The following is a 4,767-nucleotide window of genomic DNA, read 5'->3' on the forward strand; positions in this document are numbered from 1 at the left end:
CGGCCCCGCCCGCCCATCCCGACTCACCCTCGCGAATTTCCCGGTGACGGACGGCAAAAGCGTTGGTGATATCGGATGGGAGAGAGGGGTCTGACCCCGAGAGCCGCTGGCTGTTGCTTCTGCTTCTTTCTTTTGATCTTCCGTGGCTGGCGCACACGGAAACTGTCAGAGGCCGGGCGGGGTGGGTTGCGCAGGGGCGTGAGCCGCATGGATGCGGCGACCGAGCTTACATGGACGTGCTTGCAGCGGCCCCTGCGCAGCCCATCCCGCCCGGCCAAGCACGGCTGTTGCTTCAGCCTTGTCCCCAGCCAGCCACGAGGGGCTCCGCCGTTGGCCGTATCCGCGCCGAAGGCGCGATAATGACCGGATGGAAACCGTCCGCATCGCCACCCGCAAGAGCCCGCTCGCCCTCTGGCAGAGCGAACACGTCGCCGACCGCCTCCGCCAGGCCCATCCCGGCCTGCACGTGGAGCTGGTCCCGATGAGCACGCGCGGCGATGAAGTGCTCGACCGCTCGCTGGCCGCCATCGGTGGCAAGGGCCTGTTCCTGAAGGAACTGGAGCTGGCCATCCTGCGCGGCGACGCCGACTGCGCCGTGCATTCGCTGAAGGATGTGCCGATGGAACTGGATGCGCCGTTCGTGCTGCCGGCCATGCTGCCCCGTCATGACCCGGCCGACGGCTTCGTCTCCAACCTCTATGCCTCGCTTGATGCGTTGCCCATCGGCGCGCGCGTCGGCACGTCCTCGCTGCGCCGCCAGGCCCAGCTGCGTGCGCTGCGCCCGGACCTGGAACTGCTGGACCTGCGTGGCAACGTCAATACGCGCCTGGCCAAGCTCGACAACGGGGGCTACGACGCCATCGTGCTGGCCGTCGCCGGGCTGGAGCGCCTGGGACTGGGCGATCGGATCGTGCTGCGCCTGCAGCCGCCGCACTGGCTGCCGGCGCCGGCGCAGGGCGCCGTGGCCGTGGAGTGCGACGGCAGCAATGCGCCGCTGATGGCCTTGTTCGCTGCGCTCGATGACGCCGCGACACGCGCCTGCGTGGAAGCGGAGCGGGCAATGAACCGCGCGCTGCATGGCAGCTGCCATGTGCCGGTGGCGGCGATCGCGCAGTGGCAGGGGCAGGACCTGCACCTGCAGGGGCTGGTTGGCAGCGCCAGCGATGGCCGTGCGGTGCGCGCCGAAGGCGTGGGCCCGGCCAGCGACCCGGACGCGCTGGGCCAGCGCGTGGCGCAGAGGCTGCTCGATGGCGGGGCGGGTGAGCTGCTGAACGCCTGACCCGGCCGATTCCCTCGGCCAGGCGCTGCGGAACAGAAACGAAAACGGGCGCCAGGCGCCCGTTTCGCTTATTTGAACTTGTAGACCACGTTCATGGTGGTCAGCGTATCGGTCTTGCGCTTGTCCACCGCGACGTCGCTGTTGTAGCGGGCCTGCCAGCCGGCCTTCAAGGCCAGGTGTTCATTCATGCTCACCGACAGGCCGAAATCGTTCTGGCCGAAGGTGTTGTACGACCCCGATTCGACCAGCAGCGTGTTGACCAGATCGGTGTTCTCGGTAAGCGAGTACTTCATGTCGAACAGGCCACGACCGATCAGCCCGGTACGGGTGCGATCATCCTCGGTGCTGTGGGTGCGGCGCACACCGGGGCCGACCTGGGCATCGAAATAGAAGCGCTCGGTACTCCACAGACGGGTGCCGTAACCCAGACCGAACGAGCTCTGGCGGTCGTAGGTGGCGAAGTCATCGCGCTCGGTACGCACCGTGGCGGTCAGCTGGCGGTGCTCGCCCAGCTGCAGCGCGCTGCCGGCGCTGCCGGTGTAGCGGTTGGCGGTGGTGTTGTTGCGGCGGGTGGTGGTGCCGTCGTCGTTGGTCTCGGTCACCTTGGAGCTGGAACGCAGGCCGAACAGGTCCATGCTGTGCACCCAGTCACCGTCGGTGTAGCGCAGGCGCAGGCGGCCGTTGAAGCTCTCGGTGCTGCTGTTGCCGCGTGCCGAGGCGAAGCCGAGCTCGCCGCCGCTGCCGCTCCAGGGCGAGGACATCGCCGCCAGTTCGGATGCATCCTGCGCGTACGCCAGCGGGGCGCAGAGCAGCAGGGGAATCAGCAGGGACACGCGCAGGGACATCGAGGCTTCTCCGAAGCGGTTAACAACCCGTGATGATACTGGAAGCGTGATGGCCGTCCGCCCCATGGCGCTGGCCGCTTCAGCAGGCGTTGTCACCGCTCCCCATTCAGGGCAGCTCGATGCGGAGGGAGGGGTCGTTGAAGCGCGAATAGCGCAGGCGCAGCTGGAACACCTTGCCGTTGCTGCTGCCGCTGCGCACGATCTGGCGTGGCAGGCCCTGCCCATCCACCCAGTACTCGAGGCGCTCGCCGGGGCCGGCGCCACGCAGCCGGTAGCGCCGGGTCTGGACCCCGTCCAGCGTCTGGCTGCCCAGATCCTCGGCCTGCAGCGCCGCGGGCGCGACGTCGGCCGGCAGCGGCGTCCGCCATTGCTCGAGCAGACCGGGCGGCGTCGGCACCTGGCGGATGGCCCCGTCGGCCTGCAGGAACATCGTGTCACCGATGATGGTCTGTGCACCGGCCGCGGTCTGTACCCGGAATCGGTCCGGGGCCACGAAGTCCATCGCACTGCGGACCGGCTGTGGCGTACCCAGCACTTCCAGTTCCGCGTGGAAGCTGCGCAGGGCGGCGAACCGTTGGCTGGCGGCCAGTACCGCCTGCGCCGGGTCGGCCTGCGGAACGACCGCGTCGCCGCCGGACGGCGCTGGGGGGCGACCACAGGCAGCCAGCAGCAGGCAGGCCAGCAGGGGCAGGGCGGGCAACCGGCGCATGGGAGGGCTTTCGCAGAGGGCGGGGCGCCCACGATAGCCCAAACCCCCCACACAAGACCCGCGACTCGGACATAATCGGGGGCATGGACCGATACGAACGCATCACCGCCCTGCATCGTCTGCTCAAGTCCGCGCGCTATCCGGTGACGGTGGCGACCCTGCAGGACAAGCTCGGTTGTTCCCGTGCCACCGTCTACCGCGACCTGGCGTTCCTGCGCGACGCGCTGATGGCGCCGATCGAGGGCGATGGTGAGGCCGGCTTCCGCTATCACGCCGACGAAAGCGACCGCTTCGAACTGCCCGGCCTCTGGCTCAGCTCGGAGGAGCTGCATGCCCTGCTGGCATCGCAGCACCTGCTGGCCCGTACCGGCGGGGGCGTGCTGTCTTCGGTGCTGGCACCGCTGCAGCAGCGCATCGAAAGCCTGCTGGCCGCCCAGGCGGGGGTTTCCAGCTGGCCGGTGGACCGGGTGCGGGTCATTCCGCATCGTGGCCGCAAATTCGACGAAGGCAGCTTCCGCAGCGTGGCTTCGGCCGTGCTCGAGCGGCGCCAGCTGGGCTTCGAGTACCGCGCCCGTTCCACCGACGAACCGACCAAGCGCACTGTTTCGCCGCAGCGCCTGACCCACTACCGCGACAACTGGTACCTCGATGCATGGGACCACGACCGCGAGGCCCTCCGCAGCTTCGCGGTGGACCGGATCCACAAGGCGCGGGTGATCGACCACACGGCCCGTGACGTGGCCGACAGCGAACTGGACGAGCAGCTGGGTGCCAGCTACGGCATTTTCTCCGGTGCGCCGAAGGGCTGGGCCACCATCCTGTTCAGCGCCAAGGCTGCGCGCTGGGTCGCCGATGAGCACTGGCATTCCAAGCAGCAGGGCCGTTTCCTGGCCGATGGCCGCTATGAACTGAAAGTGCCTTACAGCGTGTCACGCGAACTGCTGATGGATGTGCTGCATTACGGCTCGGATGCCGAGATCGTCGAACCGACGATGCTGCGCGAGCAGGCCAAGGCACTGCTCGAGCTGGCCCTGAGCAACTACGATAGATCCTGACCTCCCCCCGAGAATCATTCCGCCCATGAAGAAGACCCTGTTGCTGCCCCTGCTCGCCGCTGCGCTGGCCCTGACCGCCTGCGGCAAGTCCGGCGAGCCTTCGCAGAAGCTGGTGGTGGCCGCCACGGCCGTGCCGCACGCCGAAATCCTCGAGGTGGTCAAGCCGATCCTCAAGCAGGAAGGCGTGGAACTGGACGTGCGCGTGTTCAACGACTACGTGCAGCCCAACGACCAGCTGGTGCAGAAGCAGGTGGACGTGAACTACTTCCAGACCGAGCCGTACCTGGACGCCTACAACCGCGACCGCAAGACCGATCTGGTGACGGTGATCGGCGTGCACATCGAGCCGTTCGGCGCATACTCGCGCAAGATCAAGTCGCTGGCCGAACTGCGCGAAGGCGCGGATGTGGTCATCCCGAACGATCCGAGCAACAACAGCCGGGCGCTGATCCTGCTGCACAAGGCCGGTGTGATCGAGCTGAAGGATCCGACCAATGCGCTGGCCACCCAGCGCGACATCGTCTCCAATCCGAAGCAGCTGAAGTTCCGCGAGCTGGATTCGGCGATGCTGCCCCGCGTACTGGATCAGGTGGACCTGGCCCTGATCAACACCAACTATGCATTGGATGCGGGTCTGAACCCGACCCGGGATGCGCTGGCGATCGAAAGCAAGGACTCGCCGTACGTGAACTTCCTGGTGGCCCGGCCCGACAACAAGGATGACGCGCGCGTGCAGAAGCTGGCCAAGGCGCTCACCAGCGCACAGGTGAAGGCGTTCATCGAGACCAAGTACAAGGGTGCCGTGCTGCCGGCGCTTTGCCGCGGCCGATCGCAGTGGGCCCTGGGCGGAACTGGCGGACAACGCGACCACGCTGCTGG

5 protein-coding genes are annotated in these 4,767 nt (G+C 67.7%); 3 read left to right on the forward strand and 2 right to left on the reverse strand.

The genetic code is table 11. The annotated features are described in order from the left end of the window. Window positions 1–367 precede the first annotated feature (367 nt). Window positions 368–1,279: a hydroxymethylbilane synthase gene (gene hemC / locus QMZ25_RS18465; RefSeq protein ID WP_053520328.1), complete on the forward strand. Its 912-nt coding sequence runs from the start codon at window positions 368–370 to the stop codon at window positions 1,277–1,279. Between the two features lie 68 nt (window positions 1,280–1,347). On the opposite strand, the gene QMZ25_RS18470 is transcribed toward hemC, so the two are convergent. Continuing rightward, window positions 1,348–2,124 carry a DUF481 domain-containing protein gene (locus tag QMZ25_RS18470; RefSeq protein ID WP_065175204.1) on the reverse strand — a complete coding sequence of 259 codons (777 nt, stop codon included), beginning with the start codon at window positions 2,122–2,124 and terminating at the stop codon, window positions 1,348–1,350. A 106-nt stretch (window positions 2,125–2,230) separates the two neighbouring features. Continuing rightward, window positions 2,231–2,833 (reverse strand): hypothetical protein, encoded by a 603-nt coding sequence (locus tag QMZ25_RS18475; protein ID WP_065175203.1) that lies wholly within the window; start codon window positions 2,831–2,833, stop codon window positions 2,231–2,233. Between the two features lie 83 nt (window positions 2,834–2,916). On the opposite strand from QMZ25_RS18475, the gene QMZ25_RS18480 reads away from it, so the two are divergent. Together QMZ25_RS18480 and QMZ25_RS18485 are read left to right on the forward strand one after the other, a co-directional pair. Then, window positions 2,917–3,888, forward strand: coding sequence for a YafY family protein (locus tag QMZ25_RS18480; RefSeq protein ID WP_053520325.1), 972 nt, complete (start codon window positions 2,917–2,919; stop codon window positions 3,886–3,888). A 25-nt stretch (window positions 3,889–3,913) separates the two neighbouring features. Then, window positions 3,914–4,767, forward strand: an 854-nt coding sequence (locus QMZ25_RS18485) for a MetQ/NlpA family ABC transporter substrate-binding protein (protein WP_283220095.1), incomplete at its 3' end; no start/stop codon positions are given.

The sequence above is a fragment of the Stenotrophomonas sp. RS-48 genome, assembly GCF_030053245.1.
In the GTDB taxonomy this organism is placed as follows: Bacteria; Pseudomonadota; Gammaproteobacteria; order Xanthomonadales; family Xanthomonadaceae; genus Stenotrophomonas; species Stenotrophomonas maltophilia_P.

Coding starts and splice junctions, on each gene's coding strand:
- hemC (WP_053520328.1), top strand. CDS start 368: ATGGAAACCGTCCGCATCGCCACCCGCAAGAGCCCGCTCGCCCTCTGG.
- QMZ25_RS18470 (WP_065175204.1), bottom strand. CDS start 2,124: ATGTCCCTGCGCGTGTCCCTGCTGATTCCCCTGCTGCTCTGCGCCCCG.
- QMZ25_RS18475 (WP_065175203.1), bottom strand. CDS start 2,833: ATGCGCCGGTTGCCCGCCCTGCCCCTGCTGGCCTGCCTGCTGCTGGCT.
- QMZ25_RS18480 (WP_053520325.1), top strand. CDS start 2,917: ATGGACCGATACGAACGCATCACCGCCCTGCATCGTCTGCTCAAGTCC.